This window comes from Hyunsoonleella rubra (assembly GCF_042684665.1).
Classification (GTDB): Bacteria; Bacteroidota; Bacteroidia; order Flavobacteriales; family Flavobacteriaceae; genus Jejuia; species Jejuia rubra.
Genome location: NZ_JBHULY010000005.1, coordinates 673,838 through 700,557, shown reverse-complemented (window position 1 = coordinate 700,557; position 26,720 = coordinate 673,838). Strand labels below are relative to the sequence as shown.

26 protein-coding genes are annotated in these 26,720 nt (G+C 39.3%); 10 read left to right on the top strand and 16 right to left on the bottom strand.

All coding sequences use genetic code 11. The annotated features are described in order from the left end of the window. Positions 1 to 21 precede the first annotated feature (21 nt). From porM to ACFSR8_RS03840, 8 genes are all read right to left on the bottom strand, one after another. Complete coding sequence (gene porM / locus ACFSR8_RS03875; RefSeq protein ID WP_380289201.1) at positions 22 to 1,581, bottom strand: type IX secretion system motor protein PorM/GldM; 1,560 nt, start codon at positions 1,579 to 1,581, stop codon at positions 22 to 24. Positions 1,582 to 1,626: 45 nt separating this feature from the next. Further along, positions 1,627 to 2,256 (bottom strand): type IX secretion system motor protein PorL/GldL, encoded by a 630-nt coding sequence (gene porL, locus ACFSR8_RS03870; RefSeq protein WP_186560138.1) that lies wholly within the window; start codon positions 2,254 to 2,256, stop codon positions 1,627 to 1,629. Between the two features lie 70 nt (positions 2,257 to 2,326). Beyond that, a complete protein-coding gene (porK, locus tag ACFSR8_RS03865) occupies positions 2,327 to 3,694 on the bottom strand; it encodes a T9SS ring complex lipoprotein PorK/GldK (RefSeq protein ID WP_380289199.1) in 1,368 nt (455 codons plus the stop codon). Between the two features lie 163 nt (positions 3,695 to 3,857). Continuing rightward, entirely contained in the window at positions 3,858 to 5,024 is a 1,167-nt protein-coding gene (locus ACFSR8_RS03860; RefSeq protein WP_380289197.1) for a formimidoylglutamase, read from the bottom strand. 15 nt (positions 5,025 to 5,039) lie between these two features. Next, positions 5,040 to 7,547 carry a type I DNA topoisomerase gene (topA, locus tag ACFSR8_RS03855; protein WP_380289195.1) on the bottom strand — a complete coding sequence of 836 codons (2,508 nt, stop codon included), beginning with the start codon at positions 7,545 to 7,547 and terminating at the stop codon, positions 5,040 to 5,042. A gap of 137 nt (positions 7,548 to 7,684) precedes the next feature. Then, on the bottom strand, positions 7,685 to 8,452 hold the full coding sequence (locus tag ACFSR8_RS03850; RefSeq protein WP_380289193.1) for a hypothetical protein: 768 nt from the start codon (positions 8,450 to 8,452) through the stop codon (positions 7,685 to 7,687). Between the two features lie 91 nt (positions 8,453 to 8,543). Next, the gene (locus tag ACFSR8_RS03845) at positions 8,544 to 9,791 is read right to left on the bottom strand and encodes an LVIVD repeat-containing protein (RefSeq protein ID WP_380289191.1); all 1,248 of its coding nucleotides are present in this window, start codon (positions 9,789 to 9,791) and stop codon (positions 8,544 to 8,546) included. Between the two features lie 36 nt (positions 9,792 to 9,827). Beyond that, a complete protein-coding gene (locus ACFSR8_RS03840; RefSeq protein WP_380289189.1) occupies positions 9,828 to 10,283 on the bottom strand; it encodes a hypothetical protein in 456 nt (151 codons plus the stop codon). A gap of 193 nt (positions 10,284 to 10,476) precedes the next feature. Here ACFSR8_RS03840 and miaB point away from each other — a divergent pair, with 193 nt between their 5' ends. From miaB to groL, 8 genes are all read left to right on the top strand, one after another. Next, positions 10,477 to 11,925: a tRNA (N6-isopentenyl adenosine(37)-C2)-methylthiotransferase MiaB gene (miaB, locus tag ACFSR8_RS03835; protein ID WP_380289187.1), complete on the top strand. Its 1,449-nt coding sequence runs from the start codon at positions 10,477 to 10,479 to the stop codon at positions 11,923 to 11,925. A gap of 6 nt (positions 11,926 to 11,931) precedes the next feature. Beyond that, entirely contained in the window at positions 11,932 to 12,273 is a 342-nt protein-coding gene (locus tag ACFSR8_RS03830; protein ID WP_380289185.1) for a hypothetical protein, read from the top strand. Continuing rightward, on the top strand, positions 12,274 to 13,542 hold the full coding sequence (locus tag ACFSR8_RS03825) for a sigma 54-interacting transcriptional regulator (RefSeq protein ID WP_380289183.1): 1,269 nt from the start codon (positions 12,274 to 12,276) through the stop codon (positions 13,540 to 13,542). It abuts the gene before it with no gap. A 62-nt stretch (positions 13,543 to 13,604) separates the two neighbouring features. Further along, positions 13,605 to 14,111 (top strand): LPS assembly lipoprotein LptE, encoded by a 507-nt coding sequence (lptE, locus tag ACFSR8_RS03820; protein ID WP_380289181.1) that lies wholly within the window; start codon positions 13,605 to 13,607, stop codon positions 14,109 to 14,111. A 15-nt stretch (positions 14,112 to 14,126) separates the two neighbouring features. After that, positions 14,127 to 15,068, top strand: coding sequence for a hypothetical protein (locus ACFSR8_RS03815; protein ID WP_380289179.1), 942 nt, complete (start codon positions 14,127 to 14,129; stop codon positions 15,066 to 15,068). Beyond that, entirely contained in the window at positions 15,068 to 15,433 is a 366-nt protein-coding gene (gene secG / locus ACFSR8_RS03810) for a preprotein translocase subunit SecG (RefSeq protein ID WP_380289177.1), read from the top strand. The genes ACFSR8_RS03815 and secG overlap by 1 nt, the downstream gene beginning before the upstream one ends. A gap of 167 nt (positions 15,434 to 15,600) precedes the next feature. Continuing rightward, complete coding sequence (locus tag ACFSR8_RS03805; RefSeq protein ID WP_186560165.1) at positions 15,601 to 15,876, top strand: co-chaperone GroES; 276 nt, start codon at positions 15,601 to 15,603, stop codon at positions 15,874 to 15,876. A gap of 104 nt (positions 15,877 to 15,980) precedes the next feature. Then, a complete protein-coding gene (gene groL, locus ACFSR8_RS03800; protein WP_380289175.1) occupies positions 15,981 to 17,612 on the top strand; it encodes a chaperonin GroEL in 1,632 nt (543 codons plus the stop codon). A 102-nt stretch (positions 17,613 to 17,714) separates the two neighbouring features. On the opposite strand, the gene ACFSR8_RS03795 is transcribed toward groL, so the two are convergent. The 8 genes from ACFSR8_RS03795 to xrtF form a co-directional block, all read right to left on the bottom strand. Beyond that, positions 17,715 to 18,080 (bottom strand): DUF2200 domain-containing protein, encoded by a 366-nt coding sequence (locus ACFSR8_RS03795; RefSeq protein WP_380289173.1) that lies wholly within the window; start codon positions 18,078 to 18,080, stop codon positions 17,715 to 17,717. Between the two features lie 18 nt (positions 18,081 to 18,098). Further along, positions 18,099 to 18,449: a ribose-5-phosphate isomerase gene (locus tag ACFSR8_RS03790; RefSeq protein WP_380289171.1), complete on the bottom strand. Its 351-nt coding sequence runs from the start codon at positions 18,447 to 18,449 to the stop codon at positions 18,099 to 18,101. Positions 18,450 to 18,469: 20 nt separating this feature from the next. Further along, a complete protein-coding gene (locus tag ACFSR8_RS03785; RefSeq protein WP_380289169.1) occupies positions 18,470 to 18,835 on the bottom strand; it encodes a heavy-metal-associated domain-containing protein in 366 nt (121 codons plus the stop codon). Between the two features lie 261 nt (positions 18,836 to 19,096). Then, positions 19,097 to 21,352 (bottom strand): TonB-dependent receptor, encoded by a 2,256-nt coding sequence (locus tag ACFSR8_RS03780; RefSeq protein ID WP_380289167.1) that lies wholly within the window; start codon positions 21,350 to 21,352, stop codon positions 19,097 to 19,099. A gap of 101 nt (positions 21,353 to 21,453) precedes the next feature. Further along, complete coding sequence (locus tag ACFSR8_RS03775) at positions 21,454 to 22,188, bottom strand: heavy metal translocating P-type ATPase (RefSeq protein WP_380289165.1); 735 nt, start codon at positions 22,186 to 22,188, stop codon at positions 21,454 to 21,456. 78 nt (positions 22,189 to 22,266) lie between these two features. Next, the gene (locus tag ACFSR8_RS03770; protein ID WP_380289163.1) at positions 22,267 to 22,668 is read right to left on the bottom strand and encodes an HYC_CC_PP family protein; all 402 of its coding nucleotides are present in this window, start codon (positions 22,666 to 22,668) and stop codon (positions 22,267 to 22,269) included. A 139-nt stretch (positions 22,669 to 22,807) separates the two neighbouring features. After that, positions 22,808 to 23,236: an exosortase F system-associated membrane protein gene (locus ACFSR8_RS03765; RefSeq protein WP_380289161.1), complete on the bottom strand. Its 429-nt coding sequence runs from the start codon at positions 23,234 to 23,236 to the stop codon at positions 22,808 to 22,810. Further along, positions 23,229 to 23,780, bottom strand: coding sequence for an exosortase family protein XrtF (xrtF, locus tag ACFSR8_RS03760; protein WP_449272391.1), 552 nt, complete (start codon positions 23,778 to 23,780; stop codon positions 23,229 to 23,231). Before xrtF ends, ACFSR8_RS03765 begins: the two co-directional genes overlap by 8 nt. Before the next feature lie 300 nt (positions 23,781 to 24,080). Between xrtF and ACFSR8_RS03755 the strand changes: the two genes are divergently transcribed. Then, a complete protein-coding gene (locus ACFSR8_RS03755) occupies positions 24,081 to 24,539 on the top strand; it encodes a GAF domain-containing protein (RefSeq protein ID WP_380289157.1) in 459 nt (152 codons plus the stop codon). 262 nt (positions 24,540 to 24,801) lie between these two features. After that, a complete protein-coding gene (gene purH, locus ACFSR8_RS03750) occupies positions 24,802 to 26,334 on the top strand; it encodes a bifunctional phosphoribosylaminoimidazolecarboxamide formyltransferase/IMP cyclohydrolase (protein ID WP_380289155.1) in 1,533 nt (510 codons plus the stop codon). Positions 26,335 to 26,720: the final 386 nt, after the last annotated feature.

Genomic DNA, 26,720 nt, shown 5'->3' with positions numbered 1-26,720 from the left:
GGCTAGCCCAATAGTTTCTTTTTAATTTGTAAGCTCAATAAATACTGGGGATACCTTTTTAAGTATCACACTTACTCCACTGGCTTTAGCTTCGATATCAAATATCTGAACACCAGAACCACGCTTGGCCTTGCGTAAAGCACTTTTGGCTCTACTATCTAACTTACTTCCTCTTACATTTATTGTTGGTTGTCCAGGAACTTTAAATTTAAATCCTGTAACACGCAATGGTAATTCAAAGTCAAAGTCTTCAAACATAGCACCAACAGTAGATTTTTCTAAACTCTGACGTTGCATTTTTGCAGAAGTTTCACCTCTGATAGTACCTGTAGGCCTTGGCAAATCCTTAATTCTGAAAGTAGCTCTATCCGATACTTTACCACCGTCAGGAAGTGTACCGGTAACGTTGATGGTTACCTCACGTCCCTTTACAGTAGTCACGTCCATTACGTATTTGCTTCCACCACCTCTTGCCAATCCTTGGGCACTAGCCGAAACTTTGTTATCAGGAATACCTGCAAACGAAATAGTCATTGGGTTTTTTACTCCACGGTACACTACGTTCATTTTATCAGCTGAAATCGTTGCCGAATTTGGTTTTGCCACAGTAGCGAAAGATGTGTTTACAGGAACTTTAATTTCCTCACCACCTTCACCAAAAATAAGGTCACCTGTGATTTTGTGCTCTCCAACACCACCAGTTCCTAATTTCAATTTCACCTTACCATCTTCGATAGTATATTGGTTTTCAGAAAGTGGTCTGCCATCCAATTTTAATTCTACTCTTTTAGGCTTGGTTGTAGCATCTTTACGACCTAGTACGATCTGACCATCAAACTGCTCTCCATTAAAGTAGGCAGATTTAGAGGTCTCCATTAAAGTGGTATAGTTCGTCATAGATACCTGGCTAGACAACTCACCCTCTAACATTTTTGATAAAATCTCAGATTCGGTAGTTTTGATATCAGCTTGTAGTTGTGTCATTTTGGTTAAGGAAGCTACCAGAGGGAAACCTTTATAGTGGTAATCCAACCAATCTACTTTAATACCGTCACGGTTAACTTCTTGTTCAGTACTAAATTTGTCCTGAACTTCCTTGATGATCCCTTCCATAGCTTTATCGCCTGAAAGTACTTGAATCACTCCATCTCTAAATCCATTGATCTGATTTAGGAATTCTTCTCCTTCAGGTTTAAGCTTATCGCCCTTAAAGAAATTTTGGTCAAGGTAATCACCCTTATCCATGATTTCGTAATCGGTAGGGTCGTCCACCGTAGCGGTCATCTTTCCTTTTAAATCCACTAAATAAGAATCAAACTTGTGCGCAAGCGCGTCAATCTGATCTGCTTTGGCTTTTAAAGGTTTGTATTTTTCGGGCTGGTCTGAAGCCTTTTGGTCCAAACTAGCTACGAAACTTGCGTTTCTAGCTTCAGTAGCCTCGTTAGACTCTGTAAGCTTTTCGTTCATTAATCCGAAGGCTGATAAAACTTCCTTTGACATGTTTAATGCGAGCATCGCAATAAATATCAAATACATTAAGTTTATCATCTTCTGTCTTGGTGATAAATTTCCTCCTGCCATGTTAATTAGGTTTTAATGGTTAATTAAATTTGGGTTAACCCCTAATTATTTTTTGTTCATAGCAGACAACATACCACCGTACACACCGTTAAGTGAGGATAAATGAGACGCCAAAGATTCCATTTGTTCTTTTACCTTGGCTGCATTTTCAACAGACTCTTCGTTGATAGAAGCTTGTTTGTTAATGCTATCCAATTGAACTTTGTACAAGCTGTTCAAAGATTCCATTTGAGCGGCCGCTAAAGATAGTTCTTCACCATATTTTTGAGTAGCTTGGATTGAATCCACTGTTGGAGAAATGCTTTTTGCAGCACCTTCAAAATTCTTGATGCTATCGCCTAAACTGGCCATTAATTCTCCATCAATCTTAGCTTCTTTTAATAATTCATCTAATTTTTGAGATAAAACACCTTTAGGGTTCTCTTTTTCCTTAGCAGATCCTCCAGCTAATTCTGGGTATACTAAAGACCAATCTAAATCGTCATCTACAGGTTCAAACGCTGAGAGCGCGAATATAATTGCTTCGGTAACAAGACCTATCGTTAACATAACATTTCCGGTAAGGAATCCTATTTCAAAGTGTGTAATTTTGAATAAAGCTCCAACAATTACAATTGATGCTCCCAATCCGTAGGCCATATTCATGAACCTTTTACTTGCTTTTGACTGTGCCATAATTTCTGGTTTTTAATTTTGAGCAGATAAACCGCTCAAGTAGGTTAAATTAATAGTTATTATTTTGATTTTACTTGTTTCTTGCGTTCCGGGTTACGTTTGTCCCCATGTAATCCTGAACCGTTCTGAAACCTATATAACTTCTCGCAGAATCTGCGTATTCGTAATCTCTAGTACTTACCTGTAAAAAGTAAGCTACATCTTTCCAAGACCCGCCGCGTATGATTTTACGTTTGTTGTCTGGATCATTAACGCTTGGGTTAATGGTTGAATTGTACTCATATGATGCAGGGTCGTACGATGCATTTACCCATTCAGCAACATTACCTGCCATATTGTATAAGTTGTAATCGTTTGGCTCATAGCTTTTTGCTTCTACCGTGTACAATGCTTGATCTGCCGCATAGTCCCCACGTACCGGCTTAAAGTTTGCCATAAAACATCCTCTATCACTCTTGGTATATGGGCCTCCCCAAGGATATGTTGCCGCTTGTAGACCACCTCTGGCTGCGTACTCCCACTCTGCCTCGGATGGCAATCTAAAGGTATTGACCAAAGCCGCTCCTTTTCTTGATTTTTGATAAGAATTCTTGTTGATTGTTCTCCACTCACAGAAGGCTTTGGCTTGTTGCCAAGTAACGCCTACTACAGGATAGTCCCCGTAGGCCTCGTGCCAAAAATAATCATTGTGCATTGGCTCATTATAAGAGTATTGGAAATCGCGAATCCAAACCGTTGTGTCTGGATAAATTTCGATTTCTTCCTTCTTCATTACTTTACTGCGCTTGACACCTCTATTTCTAGCGGCTTCCTGAATATCCATAAAGCTATACTGGAACTTGAATTTCTTCACATCCCAAGTGCGTTGTCCGTTATAAGATTCTTCCAAAGGTAAATACATGGTATCCATTACCTCTGCATAGAATTCATCCGGATAGTCTGCTGTATCCAAAATCAAATCGATATCTCTATTGATTTTTCTACCTTCATAGCCAGTCGGGCCCAATCCAGTGTAGTTTTCAAACATATATTTTTCGTATACGGACATATTAGCGGTATCAGCATCCTTAAATGCAAACTCACCAATACCACCATCTTCAGGAGTTTTCCCGACTTCATCGGCAAGAATTGCCAATTTCATACGTAATATAGAATCTCTTACCCAATGAACGAATTGTCTGTATTCGCTATTTGTAATTTCGGTTGCATCCATGTAAAAGGCTCTTACCGTCACGGTTTTACCAGGAGCATCATTTACCCCGGCAAGATCATCGTCAGCTTTACCCATTATAAAAGCACCACCAGGCACCAATTCCATACCATAAGGTTTTTCTGGATGCCATTTTTTTCCTTTAACTCCTACCAGTTCACCCTTATCGTTAGAGCCACAACTAGTGAGCAGAGCTAAAACTGCGGTTAATAAAACAAACTTCTTCATATTCATAGAAAACTCGAGGTTAATTATTTATGCTTCAATTTTGAGAGCGTAAACATATTTATATATTTTAAGAAAAACAACTATTTGTCTAAAAAATTAACGTTTCATCGTAAAAAGAAAGCATTTCATCGATAAAATTAACCGTTTGACCATACTTTGTCTATTACACGGAATTCTTCTGGAACGCTTTATACCAGCGGTCTGGGACCGTATTTTTAGTGGCATCGACGTAATCCTGGTGCGTGCATGGTAATAACGTATGTCTTTTTAATTTATTATTTACCTCGGCTAAAAAAGGAATCTCAATCCACCAACGCCCCGTTTTATTACTTTTATAGAAGACAAGTTCTTGTTCATCAACCAATACGGTAAACTTTTGATAGCTACTTTCATCCGTGAAATCATCATCCTTCACCCGGCAGTTTACACCTTCGATAAAATACCAAATGATTTGAGCTATAAGCATCGACGAAAGGGCATCGTCACTTGAAGGTTTATATTCATAAATGCCAAAAGAGCTGACTTTATTGCTGATGCCAGCATAACGTGCGATGGCACACACTTCCTTTCCGTCCAATCCGTTTGGCGAAAACTTTTGGCGCAAACTCACTTCTGCGCCCTTAACGCATCTTAAATCTAAACTTACGATATTAGCATCCCGCAATACGGGTTCCACAATAGTGATGTCTTGGTTGACCTGGCCTAAACGATAGGATTCAAAGTAGAGGCGCTCCATCAAATCAATTTCTTCCTGTGAATTGAAATAGGTTTGATATCCGATATTGGAATAGTTGAACAGGTTATACGGTTCGTCGAGAATTATCTTCCCAACATAACTATTGTTTTTGATGGGCTTAGCTGAATCGCCCAAATCGAACTTGCAATCCACGTTGACCAAATTCACCATTGGGATAACACTATCATATGCCCTATAGTTGGCATAGGTTAAATCCTGACTGCCTCCCAACAAAATGGGAATGATATTTTTCTTTACCAGAATGGCAATGGTTTCCTTAAGAGCAAAATATGTATCTTCAACACTTTCACCGGCATTGATATCACCCAAATCGGCAATGGTAGCGGACCAACTTCCCGGGAACAGGGCATAAAGGGATTTTCTAACTTCATCCAATTCAAAGGCCTCACCAATATAATCTACATCATTTCTGTTTTCAATGATGCCCAATATGGCGATATTGACCCCATCCAAATCCGGAATACCTCGCTGATTAGAATGCACCCGTAGCTTCCTTCCCAGGGCTTGCATCGACAACAACTCGTTATGGGCTAAAACATTGTCAGATACTGGGGAGAGAAAATTGAAGTTCATGCTTGGGTGTTGTGTTTATTTTTTTTCGCTTGCTTTTTTTGTGGTTCGCTTTTTGGTCGCTCTTTTCTTTGGTGCTTTTGTCTCGATATGGGCTTTGGCTTCCTCCAAAGTCATATCCGTAACATCAACGGTTTTGGGCAATTCTACTTTTATTTTGCCTTTGATGACATTGTGCCTGCCCCAACGCGCCTTCTCAACTCGGATACCTTCATCTTCCCAATGGTGGATCAATTTATCCTTTTCCTTTTGAATTTTGTCTTCAATCAATTCCACAATATCAGAATCTGACAAATTATCCCAATCGTACTTTTTGTTCACATTGATGAACATGTTATTCCATTTGATGAATGGTCCAAAACGCCCTTTACCTTTTTGCACCGGCAAATCCTGATACATATATATAGGTGCATCCGCCTTTTTCTTTTCTTCTATTAAATTAATTGCTTCGTCAAGCTCCACACTCAAAGGATCGACACCTTTTGGCAAGGACACAAATGACGAACCAAATTTAACATATGGCCCAAAACGTCCATTGTTTACCTGAACCTCCTCACCCTCATAATTCCCAAGGGTTTTAGGCAGTTCGAACAATGCCATGGCTTCATCATAAGTAATGGTATTCAATTGCTGGTCTGGGCTTAAGCTAGCAAACAAGGGTTTTTCTTCGTCGTCCACGGTACCAATTTGAACCATTGGCCCAAACCTCCCCAGTCGCACACTTACCTGGCGTCCTGTTTTTGGGTCTTCACCTAAAATACGTTCACCAGATTCCCTATCGGCATTCTCTTTTACATCTTCCACCACGGGGTGAAATTTCTTGTAAAATGATTGCATCATTTCCGTCCAATCTTCCTTGCCATCTGCAATGTCGTCAAAATCCTCTTCAACTTTGGCCGTAAAATTATAGTCTAAAATAGCTTCGAAATGGTTTACCAAGAAGTCCGTTACTATCATTCCTATATCGGTTGGCACCAATTTTCCTTTATCGGCTCCCGTTTTTTCAGTAAGGTTCTTTTCTTTTACAGCACCGCTTTTAAACACAAACTGCTTATACTTTCTTTCAACACCTTCGTTAGAACCTTTCTCCACATAATTTCTATTTTGAATGGTGGATATAGTTGGCGCATAAGTTGACGGACGACCGATACCCAACTCCTCTAATTTCTTTACTAAAGATGCCTCGGTATATCTGGATGGAGGACGGGTAAAGCGCTCCGTGGCCGTGATGTATTGGTTATTTAGGGTTTCACCAACTTTCATATCTGGCAAAATACCATCCTGCTCCACCTCTTCATCATCGGTACCTTCTAAATATACCTTTAAAAAGCCGTCAAAGGTGATGATTTCACCATTGGCTACAAATTGCTGACTAACAGCCTTTGAGCTGTTGACTTTGATTTTCAAATTGGTACGCTCCAATTCAGCATCACTCATTTGAGAAGCGATGGCACGTTTCCAAATCAATTCGTACAATCTAGCTTGGTCTCTTTCAATAGCCAAGGAATGTCTTGAAAAATCAGTTGGACGAATGGCCTCATGTGCTTCCTGCGCCCCTTTGGATTTGCCTTTATAATTTTGAGGTTTGCTGTATTTATCACCGTAAGCTGAAAGAATTTCGGCTTTTGCCCCGGCCCTGGCCTCATCAGATAGATTCACACTATCCGTTCTCATATAGGTAATCAAACCTGCCTCATACAAACGTTGGGCATTGGTCATGGTTCTGCTCACAGAAAACCCAAGCTTTCTTGAGGCTTCCTGTTGTAAGGTTGACGTTGTAAATGGGGGTGCCGATGTCTTTTTCGCAGGTTTCTTTTCTAAATCTGAAACCTCATATGCGGCACCAATATTTTTATTTAAAAACTCAAGAGCCTCTTTTTCGGTTTCAAAATTTCTCGACAATTTGGCCTTAAAGGCTTGACCGTCTTCATTTGAAAACTCAGCATCTATTCTATAAGAAGCAACCGGCGTAAACCCTTCAATTTCCCTTTCCTTTTCAACAATCAATCGTACGGAAACGGATTGCACCCGTCCGGCAGACAAACCGCCTTTTACTTTTCGCCATAACACCGGAGATAATTCATATCCCACAATTCTATCCAGCACACGGCGCGCCTGTTGCGCATCCACCAAATCATAATCTATACCTCGTGGATTTTCAATTGCTTTTTGAATGGCCGATTTGGTAATTTCATGAAACACGATACGCTTCGTTTTGGATTTATCCAATTTTAACGTTTCGGCCAAATGCCACGCAATAGCTTCCCCCTCTCGGTCTTCATCACTTGCCAACCAAACCATTTCGGCTTTCTTGGCAAGTTCCTTTAATTTTTTTACAACATCTTTTTTGTCCCGAGACACTTGATATTTCGGTTTAAAATCCCCATCCACATCAACACCTAACTCCTTAGAAGGGAGGTCAGCAATGTGTCCGAAACTGGATTCTACCTTAAAATCCTTTCCTAAAAATTTCTCTATTGTTTTGGCCTTTGCAGGTGACTCAACTATTACTAAATTCTTCGCCATACATCATTTTTGAGGCTACAAATGTATATGAAAAAAAGTTTATCTACCTAATTTTCGGATGAACTGTATATTAATTAAATAAAAAAAGCCCGCTTTTAAATACTAAAAAGCGGGCTTTAAATTTTGGCTTTGGAATATTATATTTCCCCAGTCCCTATGCGGTCTATATCGGTTTTCTCATCAAAGCCTACGGATTCTTTATAAATGTAATATAAAGGTATGTAAGCAAATGCAGAAGTAGCAAGGATTCCAATAAAACACATCAAGAATCCGATTAAGGATGCCAAAATGCCTGCAACTATCATCAACCCAAAGGTGATTAGCCATTTTTTATTTCCTAGCTTAAAACCAGCTTTAACTATATCCGAAGTTGATAAATCAGGGTTAAAAGCGTAAATCACATTTATAATAGAAATGGGCACAACTGCGTAAATAATTGGCAAGAAGCACAGTAAATACGCCCCAATCATAATACCAAAGGAGATGGCTCCTACGCCGAACGTTTTCCCAAAATAAGGTTTCTTGAAGAAATAAAAATAATCATCATTTTTAGCTTCGTTGAAATCCTTGTGTTTGCATATTCTGAAAAATGCACCTTTAAGCCCAACACCGATAATCGTTGCAAAAAATGAAAATACGGCGCCCAAAGCATAAAACGGAATAAGCACCGATATATCCGGTTGCCCTCCACTATTGAAAGACTCTGGATCCATCATACCCGAAGCTATTAACGGTATATACATCAAAAAGTAAAAGGGCATCATTAAAAGCATGGTTAGCAAAATGGTGACCAAACCTTGCAGCCATACCTTTTTGAATAATTCTATAGATTGATTAAAAATAGTACCAAAGTCCAAATCCTTGGCATTTTCTATTTTCCCAAATAAAACATTTATTGCATCCATTTTCAATAATTTGGTTAATATCAAATTCCAATACAATAATACACAAAAAAAATCTGCCCGAAGGCAGATTTTCCAACAACGTTTAGTTTATTTAGTTGAGTCTGAAAGAGCTAATTAGCCCTACGTTGTTTGCCATATATTTGTATTGATAAAGGGTATTGTCCCCAATCATTATTAGACTGTTTTCTAAAGGAATCACATCCGTTGCTTGTATATTCTTTAGATTTCTCACCATGTTTAGCTCCACTGGTGTTTCGCGTTTAAATAGCTTCAAACCAGCTGTACCGTCACACACATAAAGCATATTCCCTTTTACGCCCAGCCCGTATGGGTTTTCTAAAGTGTAGCGTTTCGCCAATGTTGGATTTGCTTTATCACTGATATCAATCACTTCAAGTACACTTTCCAGTTGCCCGCATAAATTACCTCCTCTTAAAGTTAAATAAGCATAATCGCCATCCACAACAACGGGATCGCAACCTTCCCAGTGCACAAATTCGGATACGTATTCCGGGGAGGCTGGATTCTTTAAATCATAAATGTACATCCCATTTACACTACCGAGGTACAAATAATTATCGGCAGCGAACATGGTTTCAATATTCCAACCTGCGCTTTGATTGGCCTCCAAACTAGGATTGGCCAAATCTTCAATATCAAAAATTGCCATACTGTAAGAACCCACAGTATATAGATACTTATCCACTATTTGAAAACGCGCCAAAGACCCCCCTGTCCCAACGGTATTGGCAGACTCCAGACCCCTAGGGCTACCATCAAAAGCAATATCAATCCACAAAAGTTCCTCAACATCTTCCCTACGTTCCTGCTTTGTAGTCCAACCTACAATAATATCGGTTTCATAATTGAATTCAGCCCAATCAGTGGCTTCGGCCTCTAACGGCACATTATAATTGTAGCGCTCAAACACATCCTCCAAACGCTCCACCATTTTTATGTTATTGATATCCGAAAGGTCAAACACCACCAAGTCCGTGGCACTATCGGCATATAAAAAATTATTCTTCACCGAAATATCTTCGTTTCCGGGAATGGTTAAATATTTGATAGCCTTTGGAAACTTTGGGTTGGTGTTGTCAATAATATGTACTCCCCTATTCTTATCGTTTACAAAAAGATAGTCGCTGTAGGCATAAATTTTACCGGGAGTCTGTATTGGCTGTGGCGGCAGGATGTCCACAGACTTACGGAATTGAGATTTGCTCATGATTTCGGGCGTAGCGACCATGACCAAATCAAGGTTTTCATCGTCGTTGCTATCGCATGAAATACATGTGAAGGCAATAAAAAAGACGCAAATGGCAAATTTTAGTTTCATTTTAGTTTGATTTTATAGTTTATAGCTAACTTTTCTTTAATAGTTATAGGTTAAACTCTCTGAGAACCCCTCAATATTCAAAATGATTTGATTACTTCCTTCAATTTGTAAGGATCTTATATCAAAACTTTGCTCTCGGGTAAAAAATGCCAAACAATCTTCATTATTAACAAGTTGAAATTTCAAAAAACGCTGTTCTGGCAAGGATTCGGCTACGGCTCCAGAATCTACCATCTTGTACTCCCAAGAGCTACCGCTACATCCTGAGGCACCGAAATTTATGATGAGACAATCTCCCGCTATAGATGCACTGCTTAATCTATAAGTATCCGAGGAAGTATTTTTATACAATTCCGAATCAATTATAACCACATCCTGACATATGGTATCCTCTGGCAAATCCACATCATCATCATCTTTACATTGCATGTTGAAAAAGCAAAGTGTTATTGACGAAACGAACAAAAGTTTTTTCAATAAGTTAAAAGTCATAGCTGGTCGATTTGAAGTTTAATTTATAGATACCCAAAAGTAAAAATGGTTGCGTTACATCTTGTTTTATTTCTGAAAAAACAGGTTAAAAATAAACTGCCACTTTGTCATAAGAAACAATTTAATTGTATCTTTGCACCCTCCTGAAAGCAGGCAGGCACGAAAATTGACCCACAGAGGTTTCAAGCAACATATGGAAAAGATTATTGACGAAAGTAAGCAAGGCGAATCCTTAGTTCTGGATAAAAAAGAGGGCAATACCCGCAAACTTTTTATCGAGAGCTATGGTTGCCAAATGAATTTTAGCGACAGTGAAATCGTGGCTTCCATTTTGACCGAACAAGGTTACAATACCACCCAAAGTTTGGAGGAGGCCGATTTAGTTTTGGTGAACACCTGCTCTATCCGGGATAAAGCCGAGCAAACAGTACGAAAGCGCTTGGAAAAATACAATGCCGTAAAGCAAGAACTGAACCCAAATATGAAAGTTGGGGTTTTAGGTTGCATGGCAGAACGCCTGAAAAGCAAATTTCTTGAGGAAGAAAAAATCGTGGATCTGGTGGTTGGGCCTGATGCTTACAAGGATTTACCTAATCTTTTGGCCGAAGTGGAAGATGGTAGGGATGCCATAAATGTGATTCTTTCCAAGGAGGAAACCTATGGCGATATTTCACCGGTGCGGCTGAACTCCAATGGGGTAACAGCATTTGTATCTATTACCCGTGGTTGCGACAACATGTGTACGTTTTGCGTGGTGCCTTTTACCCGTGGACGTGAGCGCAGTCGTGACCCACAGAGCATCATTGAAGAAATCAATGGCCTTTGGGACAATGGCTATAAGGAAGTAACTCTGCTTGGCCAAAATGTGGATAGTTATTTATGGTACGGCGGTGGGTTAAAAAAGGATTTCGACAAAGCCAGTGACATGCAAAAGGCTACCTCCGTAAACTTTGCCATGCTCTTGGATATGTGTGCCAAAGCGCAACCTAAAATGCGCTTTCGTTTTTCCACTTCTAATCCTCAGGATTTTACTTTGGACGTAATTGAAACGATGGCCAAACATCGCAACATTTGTAACTATATTCATTTACCCGTTCAAAGTGGTAGTAATCGTATTTTGAAAGCAATGAACCGTCTACACACCCGTGAGGAGTATTTTGAATTAATTGATAACATCAAGCGTTTAATTCCCGATTGTGCGATCAGCCAGGATATGATTGCCGGTTTTCCAACGGAAACGGAAGAAGACCACCAAGACACATTGAGTCTGATGGAATACGTCAAATACGATTTTGGATTCATGTTTGCCTATTCTGAAAGACCAGGCACCTTGGCGGAACGTAAAATGGAGGATGACATTCCTGAGGATGTGAAAAAACGTCGTTTGAATGAAATAATCGCACTCCAGCAAAAACATAGCTTATTGCACACCCAAGCACATGTTGGTAAAGTTGAAGAAGTGCTAGTTGAAAAACCATCAAAGCGATCGGACTCCCATTGGTCAGCTAGAAATACGCAAAATACGGTGGTAGTTTTTCCAAAAGAAAATTATAAAGTTGGAGATTTTGTAAACGTAAAAATTACGGATTGCACGAGTGCCACATTGATTGGAGAGGCTGTGGGATATTCAGAAAACAACTAAATTCTCATGTCAGAATTCAACTTTAACAACAAAGTTTTTTCGCTTTTAGACAACTCTGAAAACGGCAGGGTGAATTCCGATACAAAATTTTACTATAAGCAAGATGGACATTTGATAACAGCCGACTACTATGGAGGAACGATAACATACGGCAAAATTATCGGGCATTTAAAAAACGATAAAATTGAAATGCTGTATCAATGCTTAACCACTGAAAATGAATTGAAGGCAGGTAAAGCCTTGGCTTCAATTAGCAAAACGAACACAAATAAATTAAAACTGAAGCTGGATTGGGAGTGGCTAAACGACGCCAATGAAAAAGGAACTTCAGAATACATAGAAAATTAAATGGAATCCATTCAAGCAATAAAACAACGCTTTGGCATTATTGGGAATACCCCATCGCTTAACCGTGGTATAGAAAAAGCCATTCGCGTGGCGCCCACCGACATTTCGGTTTTGGTTACCGGGGAAAGCGGCGTGGGAAAGGAAAGCATCCCTAAAATTATTCATTCCCTTTCGCACCGAAAGCACAATAAATATATCGCGGTAAACTGTGGCGCCATTCCCGAAGGCACAATTGACAGCGAATTGTTTGGCCATGAAAAAGGTGCCTTTACGGGTGCCACCCAAACGCGTAGCGGTTACTTTGAAGAAGCTGATGGCGGCACTGTGTTTTTAGATGAAGTTGGAGAACTGCCTTTAACAACACAGGTACGTTTGCTTCGTATTTTGGAAAATGGCGAATTCCTAAAGGTAGGATCGAGCAAGGTGCAAAAAACCAATATTCGCATCGTAGCTGCTACCAACCTCAATATGATGGAAGCCATTGAAAAAGAAAAATTCCGCGAGGATTTGTACTATCGTTTGAGTACTGTGGAAATCCACTTGCCCCCGCTTCGGGAGCGCCAAGAGGATATCCATTTGCTATTCCGAAAGTTTGCCAGCGATTTCGCTTTAAAGTATAAAATGCCAACCATAAAGCTAACAGATAACGCCATACATTTGTTGCTAAAACACCGTTGGGCTGGAAATGTTAGACAGTTGCGCAATGTTGCTGAGCAATTATCGGTTTTGGAACAGGATAGAACTGTAACAGCTGAAACGTTGCGAAGTTACCTCCCGGCTTCGGCTTCCACTAACCTGCCGGCAGTTGTTAAAACCTCCAAAAGCGAGAGCGATTTTAGTAGTGAGCGCGAAATCCTATACAAAGTGCTTTTCGATATGAAAAGTGATTTGAACGACCTTAAGAAGCTCACCATGGAATTAATGAAAAGTGGCAATGTTAAAGACGTCGAGCGGGACAACGAGCATTTGATTCAAAAAATATACGGGGACACAAATGATGTTGAAGATGATATTGGATTTGAAGAAGAGGTTGCCGAAAACCCAGAAGTACTATCCATTCCAGAGCATGTAAACGATACTAACAGCTCGGATAAATACCACTTTGCTGAGGAAATTGAAGAAGAAGAAACTTTATCGCTTCAAGACAAGGAACTCGAATTGATTAAAAAATCATTGGAACGCCACAACGGAAAACGTAAATTGGCTGCTGCGGAATTGGGCATTAGCGAACGTACGCTTTACAGGAAGATTAAGCAGTATGACCTTTGATTTAGTTGGCAGTCGCAATGTTCAGCTTGCAACATATTAAAAAATAAGTCGTTAGGAATCAAATGAAATATATCAAATATTTAATCCTTTTAGCAGTTGCTTCAACAAGTTTTGGCTGTGGCATATACTCCTTTACGGGTGCCTCCATTTCACCGGACACCAAAACATTTCAGGTGAACCGATTTGAAAACAATGCGCTGTTAATCGAACCGGGACTGGATCTTTTAGTACGGAATACGATGATTGAGATTCTGGAAAACCAGACCAACCTCAACAACGTCAACTCCAATGGCGATATTGTTTACGAGGGTGAAATTACGGAATACCGCATTTCCCCAACTACAGCAACATCACAAAATACGGCTGCCCAAAACCGATTGACCATTAGCATTAAAGTGCATTTTTATGATAAAAACGACCCTGAGGCTGAATTTGATAAGTCTTTTTCGTTTTTCCATGATTTTGACGGAAGTGCCCAACTAATTGGGGGCCAGAAAGACACGGCACATGAAGAAATATTGGAACGTATCACGCAGGATATCTTTAACGCATCATTGGCCAAATGGTAAGCATAAATTTTTAAATTGAACAGTCACGATTTTACATATCTGCTACAAAATCCCAAGGAGGTTAACATTCAGAAAACTGAGGCATTACGGTCTATTTTAGAAGACTATCCCTATTTTCAATCTGCAAAAGCTCTTTATTTAAAAGGACTCAAACATCAGGAAAGCAGTGATTATAATCAGGCCTTAAAAACTACTGCAGCCTATACGACAGATCGAAGCATTCTCTTTGATTTTATTACTTCCGACAGTTTTGTTCAAAATGAAATTTCAAAAGCGATAAAGAAAAATGTAACCTACCTCAATGATATTGAGGTTGTGGCCGATGACATTTCGGTAAACAAAAGCACAACGATTGATGATGCTTTAAAACTACAGATCAAAGAAACCTCAGGTGTTTTGGATCCCGAATTGTTTCAACCGAAAAACCCTTCAGAAAAACGGACAGTGCCTTTCAAATTGGACGAATCCGAAAAAATCGAAGACGTTACCGAAAACACCAAAACTCAGGAAGCCAGCGCGGAGGATATTTTAAACCTCGGGAAGCCCTTGCAATTTGATAGACGCGAATCGCATTCCTTCAACGAATGGCTGAAACTCACCAGATATAAGCCCATCAAAAGAGATGAAAGCCAAAAAGTATCGGAACCTCTGAAGGCGGAACATAGCCCTGAAAAAACGAAAAAATCAGAACTTATTGATAGGTTTATTGCGGAAAACCCGAGAATAACCCCATCAAAATCTCCATCAACAAAAGGCAATCTGGCAAAAGCACAAATGATACAGCCCGAAACCTTGATGACAGAGACTTTGGCCCGTATTTATGTAGAGCAAAAAAACTATAAAAAAGCCATTCAATCCTATAAAATTTTAAGTTTGAAATATCCAGAAAAAAGTAGTTTCTTTGCAAACCAAATTAGAGCTGTAGAACAATTGCAGGAACAAAATAAAAAAGAATAATGAGCACCTTTACAATATTTTTAATACTTATCATATTTGTAGCATTTTTACTTGTAGTAGTAGTAATGGTTCAAAACCCAAAAGGAGGTGGATTATCATCTTCCTTCGGAGGTGGAGGCACGCAGCAATTGGGAGGCGTTAAGAAAACCACAGACTTTTTGGATAAAAGTACATGGACCCTAGCAACCTTATTGTTGGTTTTGATTTTATTATCAAACGTAGCCATACACGGTGGTGATGATACTACTGACTCAAAAGCTTTAGACCCTAACGCACAAAGCACGCAACCTTTGCCATCACAAGATGGGGCGGTTCCGCTTCCTACTACTAACAATAGCACAACTACTGTTGGAGATTCGCTTTAACAAACAAAATGACCACAAAAAATGCCAACTTTACAACGTTGGCATTTTTTGTTTCTGCCTATCTTCAATCAAGTCTGAAAGTTTGTCAGTTTCCCCGCCATGGCACATTTTTGGCTTAAAGCTAAAGCGTTAAATAATAACCTTAATAAATAAAATATAAAACAAAAATGGGAGTAAACATTAAACCATTAGCAGATAGAGTTCTTATAGAACCTGCTGAAGCTGAGACCAAAACAGCATCAGGAATTATAATTCCAGACAACGCCAAAGAAAAACCACAAAAAGGAACCGTTGTTGCGGCCGGGCCTGGCACCAAAGACGATCCAATTACCGTAAAAGTTGGTGATACCGTTTTATATGGGAAATATGCCGGAACCGAATTGAAATTTGAAGGCAACGATTATTTAATCATGCGAGAGAGTGATATTTTGGCGATAATTTAAGAAGCCCACCCTAACCCTCCCAAAGGGAGGGAAATCAAAACTTAAAAATAACCGTTCCGAGAAACTTTGAACTTTAAACTTGGAACTTTAAACTAATAAATAAAATGGCAAAAGACATAAAATTTGATATTGAAGCTCGCGATGGTTTAAAACGCGGGGTAGATGCATTAGCAAATGCAGTAAAAGTAACCTTGGGCCCAAAAGGACGAAACGTAATCATTAGCAAAAGTTTTGGTGCACCGCAAGTCACCAAGGATGGTGTTACCGTTGCAAAGGAAATTGAACTGGATGACGAGCACGAAAACATGGGTGCGCAAATGGTGAAAGAAGTGGCTTCCAAAACCAACGATTTAGCAGGTGACGGTACTACTACAGCTACTGTTTTGGCTCAGGCTATCGTTAAGGAAGGTTTGAAAAACGTAGCTTCTGGCGCTAATCCAATGGATTTGAAACGTGGTATCGACAAGGCTGTAGAAGCCATTACCAAAGACTTGGAAGGACAATCCCAAGAAGTGGGGAATTCTTCTGAAAAAATAAAGCAGGTTGCTGCGATTTCTGCGAACAACGATGACACTATTGGCGAGTTGATTTCAAAAGCATTTGAAAAAGTTGGTAAGGAAGGTGTGATTACCGTTGAGGAAGCCAAAGGTATGGACACCTATGTTGACGTCGTGGAAGGTATGCAGTTCGATAGAGGATATTTATCCCCGTATTTCGTTACCGATTCTGATAAAATGGTTGCCGATTTAGAAAATCCATACATTCTATTATTCGATAAGAAGATTTCCAATTTACAAGAGATTCTTCCAATTTTAGAACCTGTGGCGCAATCCGGTCGTCCATTGTTAATTATTGCTGAAGATGTTGATGGACAGGCTTTGGCTACTTTGGTAGTAAACAAATTGCGTGGTGGTTTAAAGATTGCTGCCGTTAAGGCTCCTGGATTTGGTGACAGAAGAAAAGCGATGCTTGAGGATATTGCTATTTTGACAGGTGGTACTGTTATTTCAGAAGAAAGAGGCTTCACTTTGGAAAATGCAGACTTAAGTATGTTAGGTACTGCGGAAACGGTAACGGTTGATAAGGACAATACTACAATCGTAAACGGTTCTGGTGACGCAGAGGCTATCAAGGCTCGTGTAAACCAAATCAAAGCACAGATTGAAACGACTACTTCAGACTACGACAAAGAAAAACTGCAAGAGCGCTTGGCTAAATTGGCCGGCGGTGTTGCTGTATTATATGTTGGCGCTGCTTCTGAAGTTGAAATGAAAGAAAAGAAAGATCGCGTGGACGACGCATTACATGCCACAAGAGCGGCAGTTGAAGAAGGTATTGTTGCTGGCGGTGGTGTAGCCTTGGTTAGAGCAAAAGCTATTTTGGAGAAATTGGAAACTGTTAATTTAGATGAAACCACAGGTGTTCAAATCGTTAACAAGGCTATCGAGGCACCTTTAAGAACCATTGTTGAAAATGCAGGCGGAGAAGGTTCTGTGGTAATCAACAAAGTATTGGAAGGAAAAAAGGATTTTGGATACGATGCCAAGTCAGAAGCCTATGTGGATATGCTTAAAGCAGGCATTATAGATCCTAAGAAAGTAACACGTATCGCATTGGAAAATGCCGCTTCGGTTGCTGGAATGATTTTAACAACAGAGTGTGCTTTAATCGACATAAAAGAAGATGCGCCTGCTATGCCTCCAATGGGAGGTGGCGGCATGCCGGGGATGATGTAAGTCGATAGGCTCGATAATCAATTTATAAAAAAACGCTTCTAGAATCTAGAGGCGTTTTTTTGTACCATAAATTTTCGTAAAATAAGGAGTTTTAAACCAACACTAATTGGCCCTCAAAATTTTATCCATTTTTCTGCCTTTGGCCAATTCGTCTATCAACTTATCCAAGTACCTGCACTTCTTCGTTAATTCATTATCAATTTCTTCAATTCTGTAGCCACAAATTACGCCTTTAATTAATGCTGCATTTGGGTTAAGATTTGCTTCATTAAAAAACTCTTCAAAAGTAACTTTCCTTTCTATAAGCTCTTGTATTTTGGTTTCATCAAACCCAGTCAACCATTCAATTACAGCATGTAGCTCTTCTTTGGTTCTTCCCTTTTTCTCAACTTTCGTAACGTAGTGCGGGTACACTGAAAAGAACTTCATAGTCCTTATACGTTCGTTGTGTTCTGGTGTAGTTTTCATACTTTAATTATTTAAGTTTTAATTAAACCAAACCGCATAACCCTTTCTGCGCAATTCCAAAGCTAAGGCTTTTTCGATTTTTAATGCTTCCGCTCTGGAAGAAATTGGGTCAATATGATTATACAAACTCGGTCTTAAATACGACCCATATTTCTCGACAATATTGGAAGATAGTTTATATCCTTTTTTATTTCGGTATCCCGATTTATGTTGCAAAAATCGCTCTTTAGGCATTTTACTGGTCATTCCCACATACAAACATTCCAAAACACCATTAAATTGCGGATTGGCATTTCTGAATTTGACATTTTCAGAAAACACCCGCTTCTTTAATTCAATGACATAAATGCGATATTCAGTTTTGGGCATACCTAAATCAATGGGGTACTTTAAGACTTCTTTTCGCCCTCATGCGCATCCTTAATAGCATCATCCCGATACTGGCAACAGGGATGTACTTGCGCATAGGCCTCGTCAGTTGCCTTTTGCTCCTGAACGTCATGGCCAGCTTCCAAAACACTATTTGTAATAATTGACGTATTCGTTTTACGTTCATCAAAAATCAGCTTCAATTCGTGGGTGTCGACATTCCATTGGGCATATTTTACACCTTTGGTATTTAAACAGGCCTTTTCAATTCGTGCCTTGCACATACCACAAACGCCATCCACCTCCAGCGAGGCTTTGGCATTTTTGTCTTGGGCAAAGGTTGTTGTTGCTAGCACTAACATTACTAAAGTCAATATTTGTTTCATTTTCATAATTTTTAAATTTTATTTGGGCGTTACCCTTCCTTCAGCCAACGCATCATCCTCGGGTCGGGCTTTCGGCAGTCGCTCTCTCCTGCGTCGAGGAGCTTCAACAAATGCCTCAATCCCTAACGCACTTATCCGCTAAAGTCGCTTTTTAACCCTAAGGCTTCGTTTATCCATTAAATTACTTTCAGTTTTTCAGACCTGACAGGTTTATTGGTGGCTGAGCGGAGTAGAAGCCAAACCTGTGAGGTCTCAACACTTTTATTTCACCCTAAATCGCAATCCAGCATAATACATACTCCCAAAAATGGGGCCATACACAAAGGTGGAATCAAAATTCGCACCAAAGGGGTCATCGGCACCCAAAATAGGGTTGGGTTGCCTAACATTCGTTACATTTTCCCCTCCTAAATATACTTCAAATTTAGGAGAAAACACTTTTGTGATTTGGGCATTTAATGTTGCTACCGTGGGTGTTCGTTCTGATAATTGATATTGCAAAGGATTCCCAATTGTTGAAGCAAAGCGCTGATCGCCCAACCAATTGAAGGTGGCATCAAATTTCCATCGCCCACCATTTTCCTTTGCTTCAGTTTTGTAACCTGCATTGGCAAAAAACCGATGCCTTGGCGTTAACGGGCGTTCCAATCTACCTGAATTGTAATCCGTTTTCACGTCATAAAACTTATAGGCAGTGCGAATATCGGCACCTTCAAAAGGACTATAATTAAGTTCCACCTGAAAGCTGTTCGCAAAACTTTTTCCATCCAAATTATAAAAATTGATTTCCTGTGGATTTTCCCAATCCACCACAATTTGATTGGTGAAATCGGTTTTATAAAAATCGAAGGTGATATCTCCTGCCCTTCCAAATAACTTAAAGCCTTGAAGATAGGACACTCCATAATTCCATGCAATTTCAGGGTCAAGTCCGTAAATAGCCCCACCTAACCTCCCCGAAGGGGAGGAACTCACAATGTTTATGCTTCTTGAAGTAGCAAACATTTGCTGGTTTTCCGTAAAAATATTGGCACTTCGTTTTCCTCTTCCAAACGATGCCCTAAAAGCCGATTTTGACCATGGGGAATACCGTAAATGGACGCGGGGGGTAATAAATGTCCCCAATAAATTATGACGGTCAATGCGTATGCCAGCCGTCAAATTAAATAACTCCAAATTATCATAACTATACTCAAAAAAGGCACCTACGGAGTTTTCCGTTCTTTCATAGTCCGTAGCATTCACTAATTCATCATAATGGTCATATGTATAGCTCAAACCCGTCTTAATTTTATGTCTGGAGTCGCTGATAATCGAATTGTAAATAGCATTGGCATACAAACTATTATGTCGAATGTCATAACTATTCAACCCAAAATAAGAATCCTGTTTATGATGACTAAATGCCGTTTGCACTCCCAAACTCTGCCATGGAACATCAGGGTTTACATAACCCAATTTTGCCGAGGTTTCAAAACGTCGGGTATCAATTTCACTGCCCCAACTGTTCGTTGTGAATTTATCCATATCTGGATCAAAATCCAGTTGGCCCGTTTGCTTTTCGTCATTCAAAAATTTCACATTGATAAAACTTACGAACCCATTTTGGGTATCGGTATATTGCCAGCGGTTCATCACATTAATTTGATTAAAGAGTGGCATATCCAAAAAACCGTCGTTATTGACATCGTGCTTTTTTTGATGCGTGTTCCCATGTAAATACAGTCCCGTATGCCACCTATTGCCCACTTGGGTATTCAGATGGGTATTCAATTCCAAACGCTCACTTGTGGCGCCATAAAGATTAACGAATACCTTATCGTCTATTGATGGTTTTACTAACTCCGTATTGATCTGACCCGCAATACTTTCAAAACCATTGACCACACTTCCGGCACCCTTGGTAATTTGGATACTTTCTACCCAAGTCCCCGGAATAAAACTCAGGCCATAAGCTTGGGAGGCCCCACGAACGGACGGAATATTTTCCGTAGCAATCAAAATATACGGACTGGTCAGCCCCAACATTTTAATTTGGCGCGTACCGGAAATGGCATCCGCAAAATTTACATCGATGGACGGATTGGTTTCAAAACTTTCCGAAAGGTTACAACAGGCCGCTTTCAGCAATTCATCGCTACTAACAATGGATACGTTTTCGGCCTTTAAAAATGATTTTGCCGTAGCTTGTTTTCTGCCCGTTACCGTAACTTCATCCAAATCATCTGTTGGTTGCAACCAATGATGCACAAACTTGGGCGCATCAATGGTGAGCGTATCCGTTTTAAATCCTACGTAACTAATAATGAGTTTTTTGAATGATGGTTGATATGAAATGGTAAATTTCCCATCAATATCCGTCACTGTTCCAACTTCGGTATTCAGCCAATAGACATTGGCACCGGCCAAACCTATATGCTTGTTCTCGGGGTTGGTCTCCATAACCATACCATTGATATGGTTTTGAGAAAAACAGAATATAGGAAGTATTAATATTATAAATATAACTTTTTTCATTTCTAAAATTCTTGTCATTCCGCACTTGATGCGGAATCCATTTAGATTCCTGCATTCACTTCGACTGCGCCCAGTGTGACACGCAGGAATGACAGCGTAACTTAATTTAAATTAACTAACATGATTATAGCCATCACAATCATGATGCTGTTTTCTATAAATGTAGCTTTGGTCATCGGCAATTTTAAGGCAGTCCCCAAACAGGCACATTGGATGGTTTTTTTATCCAACAACACCCTTGTCACACCAATGGTAGTAATGCCCAAAATCACAAGTGTAACAATTAATGCAATTTCAATTTCGAAACGCAATAAAAACAGCAATCCGAGTTCCACCTCGATAAAGGGATAAATCCAAGCATACACCGGCACCACCTTTGCCAGTGGGTCGTACATTCTAAATGATACCGGAAAACCTTTTATATCCAATAGCTTAAAAAAACTAAAAACGACATAAAACAGCCCCATAAAGTCGAGCATAAAACTATTAATGTCCCATGGATTTCGGTTCAATAAAACTGAAGCAATTGTGATATATCCAAAGATTAAAAACAATGGAAACAGTTGCCTTAACTCACTCCCGATAGCTATCGGGATTTCCTCGGCTTTCGAAGTATGCCTAACATTAAAAATATTCTTTTCGGTAATGGTGTACTTATCCGAAAGGGCTTTTTGCAATATGTTTATTGAAATGCGTTCGGACATTTCAACGGTTGCTTCGGAAGCCTCTAAATCTACCGAAGCATTTTTTACTTCGGGAATCCCTTTTAAAGCCTTTTCCACTGAAGCTTTGCAACCATTACAGGTCATTCCTGTAATTGTATATGTATGTTTCATTTTGAAATGTTTTGATTCATAAAATTTTGAATAAACTAAGATTCTGAAACAAGTTCAGAATGACAAAACTTTATGAAATCAAATCAAAAAAACCTGGTCTAATACCTGAATATCTTGGACCAAATTGGGTGGTGAGTAATCCTTGTGAGGAATGACCTGCTTTGGCAGGCTTTCAAAAAGATTGATATAAAATTGGGTGAATGCAACCAAGAATTGTTGCTGTTCGATATCCAAATCTTCAAATGAAGTGATTTTGAGTTCGTCCTGTCCTTCAACAACATCAACTTCATCTTTACAACAAGATTTTTTTTGTGCCTTTTCCATGGCTTCCATGCCACAATTTTCAGCCGCAGCAAACACCGAAGTGCCAACTAAAACATCCCCACAATAATGCTTTTCAATGGTAAAGGACACCGTTGAAAACAACACCAAAATGGCGAGACCTACTGAAAATAGTTTATGTGTTATGGTTTTAATCATTCTAATTGCAATCCATACAAAATTACGAAAATTGATTTTCTTGGTTTCTGTTTTATAAAATGATTAACACATCGGGTTCAAGACCTCACAGGTTTCTTGGTGGCTGAGCGGAGTGGAAGCCAAACCTGTGAGGTCTAATTCAAGTTTTCAATTTATGGTAATAAAACGCGGGCAAAAGCAGTATCAAAATAATGGGCTGAATCAAAAAACGCCGTACGTTAAAAAACAGGTAGTAATCTTCTTGCCGTGGGTTTACCACAAAATACAAGTAAATGGCCATCAACACCACAAAGGCAATACTAAAAATAATCCCAGCGAATTTCACAATACTTTTATCCTTAAATACCACGAACAAAATAGCTAACGAAATCAGTGTATTCAAAACAAAGCGCAACGTGGTAAAAACTACCAATTTTACCACCTCCCTTCTAGGGCTGTCGATGTACAAATAATCATTCTGAAAAAACTTCAAATAGGGGTCGTAAAACAGCGAATCTTCAAAAAACCGAATCAAAATCAACAGTCCAAAGAGGCCGGCAAGCAGTATGTATTTCAATGGCTTACCCATGTTTTCTATTTAATTTTGAAAACCGATTCACCCAAAAAATCCAAAGTAAAAACACCATGCCATAAATAATCGCAGGGAAGATTACAGTATGTAGCACATCCTCATATTCAGGGTAATGGTAAAGCCCAATAGTCAACAGTACGATGCGAATCAAATTCACCACATAAATCAAAACACTGCCCGAAAGGATGAAAAAAAATGTAGTTTTTAATTGCCCTGAAAATGCAACAATAAAGGACAAAAACAGAATGATGACACTTATGGAATTGCAACCCTCAACTACCCTTGCCAAATAGTTCCCGTTCAGCATTACTTTTAAGGAAGGTTCATCGGGATGAGGCAATAATTCGGCTTGGTAACCTAAGCTGTTTAACAAAACTTCGGTTTGTAATCCCACTAAATTTGTAAAATAGTCGGGGTAGAATTTTAAGCCGTCCGAATATTGCAAGTAAAATTTATAAATGACCGCACAGGCAATATACACCACCAAAAAGGTCAAAATGAATTTAATGACCGCCTTGTATTTTATGAAAAGTGCTTTCAAAGGTCCTAGCTTTGTCATTCCGTCCCGATAACTATCGGGATTGTTTCGGAATCTCATATATTATATCAATGAGACACTGAAACAAGTTCAGTGTGACAGGTTATTAATTTATTAAATGAAACCCGAAATTACACCTTTTTAAATACTTTTCTTCGGTAAAACTAAATTTTGAATTCTAAAACCTCCAAAATTTAGCTTCACCTCAGGAACCACTTCGTTAGTCCATGAAATTAATTCATTTAATTCTTGCCAATTTTCAAATGATTTAATTCATGTACTTTTGCCAAAATTCTCGACCATATGATTTTTGAAACCCTAAAGCCTAAAGTACTTGCCATTGTTGAAAACCAAAAACAATCTATAGATGAACGCTTATTGGCTATCTGCAATTTGCTGGAAAGCAATGTAGGCTATTACAATTGGGTGGGCTTTTATTTTAGAAATGGCGATAAGGAAGAATTGGTTTTAGGCCCTTATGTTGGCGCACCGACGGACCATACGGTTATTCCTTTTGGAAAAGGTATTTGTGGACAAGTGGCCGTGAGCAATCAAAATTTTGTGGTGCCAGATGTTTCTGCGCAGGATAATTATATAGCCTGTAGTATTTCTGTGAAATCGGAAATTGTGATTCCGATTTTTGTGGACGGTAAAAACATTGGGCAGATTGATATTGATTCCGAAACCCCTGACCCTTTTACCGATGCTGATGAGCGGTTTTTGGAGTTTGTCTGCAAAAAGGTATCCGAAATACTGTCTTAAGAATCCAAAACCCAACAACTAAATTCCAAAATTTCAAAAAACGCCTTTTTGGAGTTTGGAATTTGTTCATTGGAATTTTTACAGCTGTTAACAACTTCCCTTTTTCGTTAAAAAAAGCCAATCATTTTAAACATTTCCCGATTGAAATTCTAAAGGAAATAACTACTTTTGCACTTTATTAAAAAATCAGAGGTAACTCCCTGAAAAACAATAACTATTTGGTTCCTTTCAAAAGGAATGTTAAACACTTTATAACAACAACATGAGCAACGAAAAACATATCAAATCGGCACTGATTTCTGTATTTAGCAAAGACGGTTTAGCCCCTATTGTAAAGGAATTGGACAAACAAGGTGTTACCATTTATTCCACCGGTGGTACAGAAAAATTCATAAACGAATTGGGTGTTGGCGTTGTGCCTGTTGAAGACGTTACCTCCTACCCTTCGATTTTGGGTGGTCGTGTAAAAACCTTGCACCCAAAGGTGTTCGGTGGTATTTTGAATAGACAAAACCACGATGGCGATGTTGCTGAATTGGCGGAATATGAGATTCCTCAAATTGATGTGGTGATTGTGGATTTATATCCGTTTGAAAAAACTGTTGCATCGGGTGCTAGCAATCAGGATATCATAGAAAAAATTGATATTGGCGGTATTTCTTTAATTCGAGCAGCAGCAAAAAATTATGCGGATGTGATTTGTGTGTCTTCCGTTGATGACTACGCTGAATTTTTAGAATTGATTTCTGAAAAGGATGGCACCATTTCGGAAGAAGATAGAAAGCGCTTTGCTGGCAAAGCTTTTAACGTGTCATCTCACTATGATACTGCGATTTTCAATTATTTTAATCAGGATAATGAAGAAACCGTTTTAAAAATTAGTGAAAGTAACGGCAAGGTATTACGTTACGGTGAAAACCCACATCAAAAAGGGTTTTTCTTCGGAAACTTTGACGAATTATTTACTAAACTTCATGGTAAGGAATTAAGCTACAACAACCTTTTGGACGTGGATGCTGCCGTTAATTTGATGTTGGAATTCAAAAATGACGCACCAACTTTTGCCATTTTAAAACACAACAACGCTTGTGGTTTGGCCCAACGACACACCCTATACCAAGCTTACGTGGATGCGCTTGCTGGCGATCCAATTTCAGCTTTCGGTGGTGTTTTAATCAGTAATACTGAAATTGATTTAGCCACTGCCGAAGAGATTCACAAATTGTTCTGTGAGGTGGTGATTGCACCTTCTTTTTCAGCTGAAGCTTTGGAGATTCTTAAAGGCAAGAAAAACAGAATTTTGTTACAAATCCATGATATCGAAATGCCTCAAACCAACGTCAGAAGTTGTTTGAATGGGGTTTTGGTTCAGGATAGAAATAATGTAACCGATACTGCTGAAGATTTAAAGTCTGTAACAAACATCGCCCCTACCGAAGCTCAAATAGACGATTTATTGTTCGCATCAAAAATCTGCAAGCATACCAAATCCAACACCATTGTTTTGGCTAAAAACAAACAATTGTGTGCCAGCGGCACCGGCCAAACCAGTCGTGTGGATGCCTTGCAACAGGCTATTCATAAAGCAGGCACTTTTGACTTTGATTTAAACGGTGCAGTGATGGCCAGTGATGCCTTCTTCCCGTTCCCAGATTGTGTTGAAATTGCCGATAAAGCAGGTATTTCGGCCGTAATCCAACCTGGAGGCTCTATAAAAGACCAGTTGAGTATCGATTATTGCAATGAAAATGATGTGGCCATGGTAATGACCGGTACGCGCCACTTCAAGCATTAACGAAAAGCCCCTCCTAACCTCCCCAAAGGGGAGGGACTCTCACTCGGGTGCTAGACCCGTTAGGTTTTTGAAACCCGACAGGTCTGGTTAAAAGGTTTGAGTGGAGTTTCCCTCCTTCGGAGGGGTTAGGGGAGGCCTCGTATGAGTGGCGCGTTAGGGATAGAAGCGGCATCCTTTTTTGCTTCTATTTATAAGAGTGATTTGAAGCAAAAAAGATATAGCGGATAGCCCGACCCCTTGTGGGTAACGCCCAAATTAAAAATTACAACATCCAAACATCGACGAAAGACGTATAAATCAAAGTTGCATTGGTTTAAAAAATATTTTGAAGCCCTGAAAAACTCATATATTTACGAAGTTTTATTACATTTACGGGATTCGTTTTT

Bases quoted from the DNA above. Each gene is read 5' to 3' on its own strand.
- ACFSR8_RS03755 (WP_380289157.1), top strand. From the start codon at position 24,081: ATGATTTTTGAAACCCTAAAGCCTAAAGTACTTGCCATTGTTGAAAAC.
- lptE (WP_380289181.1), top strand. From the start codon at position 13,605: ATGAAATATATCAAATATTTAATCCTTTTAGCAGTTGCTTCAACAAGT.
- miaB (WP_380289187.1), top strand. From the start codon at position 10,477: ATGGAAAAGATTATTGACGAAAGTAAGCAAGGCGAATCCTTAGTTCTG.
- purH (WP_380289155.1), top strand. From the start codon at position 24,802: ATGAGCAACGAAAAACATATCAAATCGGCACTGATTTCTGTATTTAGC.
- ACFSR8_RS03790 (WP_380289171.1), bottom strand. From the start codon at position 18,449: ATGCCCAAAACTGAATATCGCATTTATGTCATTGAATTAAAGAAGCGG.
- ACFSR8_RS03775 (WP_380289165.1), bottom strand. From the start codon at position 22,188: ATGAAACATACATATACAATTACAGGAATGACCTGTAATGGTTGCAAA.
- ACFSR8_RS03795 (WP_380289173.1), bottom strand. From the start codon at position 18,080: ATGAAAACTACACCAGAACACAACGAACGTATAAGGACTATGAAGTTC.
- ACFSR8_RS03860 (WP_380289197.1), bottom strand. From the start codon at position 5,024: ATGAACTTCAATTTTCTCTCCCCAGTATCTGACAATGTTTTAGCCCAT.
- groL (WP_380289175.1), top strand. From the start codon at position 15,981: ATGGCAAAAGACATAAAATTTGATATTGAAGCTCGCGATGGTTTAAAA.
- ACFSR8_RS03780 (WP_380289167.1), bottom strand. From the start codon at position 21,352: ATGAAAAAAGTTATATTTATAATATTAATACTTCCTATATTCTGTTTT.
- ACFSR8_RS03785 (WP_380289169.1), bottom strand. From the start codon at position 18,835: ATGAAACAAATATTGACTTTAGTAATGTTAGTGCTAGCAACAACAACC.
- ACFSR8_RS03765 (WP_380289161.1), bottom strand. From the start codon at position 23,236: ATGGGTAAGCCATTGAAATACATACTGCTTGCCGGCCTCTTTGGACTG.
- porM (WP_380289201.1), bottom strand. From the start codon at position 1,581: ATGGCAGGAGGAAATTTATCACCAAGACAGAAGATGATAAACTTAATG.
- ACFSR8_RS03825 (WP_380289183.1), top strand. From the start codon at position 12,274: ATGGAATCCATTCAAGCAATAAAACAACGCTTTGGCATTATTGGGAAT.
- topA (WP_380289195.1), bottom strand. From the start codon at position 7,547: ATGGCGAAGAATTTAGTAATAGTTGAGTCACCTGCAAAGGCCAAAACA.
- ACFSR8_RS03770 (WP_380289163.1), bottom strand. From the start codon at position 22,668: ATGATTAAAACCATAACACATAAACTATTTTCAGTAGGTCTCGCCATT.
- porK (WP_380289199.1), bottom strand. From the start codon at position 3,694: ATGAAGAAGTTTGTTTTATTAACCGCAGTTTTAGCTCTGCTCACTAGT.
- porL (WP_186560138.1), bottom strand. From the start codon at position 2,256: ATGGCACAGTCAAAAGCAAGTAAAAGGTTCATGAATATGGCCTACGGA.
- ACFSR8_RS03840 (WP_380289189.1), bottom strand. From the start codon at position 10,283: ATGACTTTTAACTTATTGAAAAAACTTTTGTTCGTTTCGTCAATAACA.
- secG (WP_380289177.1), top strand. From the start codon at position 15,068: ATGAGCACCTTTACAATATTTTTAATACTTATCATATTTGTAGCATTT.
- ACFSR8_RS03850 (WP_380289193.1), bottom strand. From the start codon at position 8,452: ATGGATGCAATAAATGTTTTATTTGGGAAAATAGAAAATGCCAAGGAT.
- ACFSR8_RS03830 (WP_380289185.1), top strand. From the start codon at position 11,932: ATGTCAGAATTCAACTTTAACAACAAAGTTTTTTCGCTTTTAGACAAC.
- ACFSR8_RS03805 (WP_186560165.1), top strand. From the start codon at position 15,601: ATGGGAGTAAACATTAAACCATTAGCAGATAGAGTTCTTATAGAACCT.
- ACFSR8_RS03845 (WP_380289191.1), bottom strand. From the start codon at position 9,791: ATGAAACTAAAATTTGCCATTTGCGTCTTTTTTATTGCCTTCACATGT.